The 396-nt window shown below is 68.4% G+C and carries 1 protein-coding gene; it reads right to left on the bottom strand.

What is annotated here, in order from left to right; genetic code table 11:
• Nucleotides 1–396 (bottom strand): 6-phosphofructokinase (locus tag I6F37_RS43605; RefSeq protein WP_225154927.1); only part of this gene is annotated, 396 nt, incomplete at both ends.

Here is a 396-nt window from a genome sequence, read left to right as displayed (position 1 = left end):
CCATCACACCGTCGAGGCCTTCATCCAGGGCTCGCACCGCGGCAGCACCGAACCGGGTGCCCAGCAAGCGGTCGAGCGCGGTAGGTGTGCCGCCGCGCAGCAGGTGCCCGAGCACCACCGTGCGCGCCTCCTTGCCCGTCAGCGTCGTGAGCTCCTGCGCCACGGCATGACCCACACCGCCGAGCCTCTCCGCCTGATCGAACGCCTGACCCAGTACTGATCGTTCACCGTTCCTAGGCATGGCTCCCTCGGCCACCACGACGATGGCGAAGTTGGCGCCGCGTGCCTCGCGTCCTTTGATCATCCTGGCGACGGGCTCGAGACTGAACGGGATCTCCGGGATCAGGATTGCGTGGGCGCCAGCGGCGACACCGGAGTTCAGCGCGATCCATCCGG

Origin of the sequence: Bradyrhizobium sp. NBAIM08, from assembly GCF_020193935.1 — a bacterium.
GTDB classification, from domain to species: Bacteria; Pseudomonadota; Alphaproteobacteria; order Rhizobiales; family Xanthobacteraceae; genus Bradyrhizobium; species Bradyrhizobium yuanmingense.
Note: the sequence above shows the minus strand (reverse complement) of the source record. Positions and strands in the feature narration are given on the sequence as shown.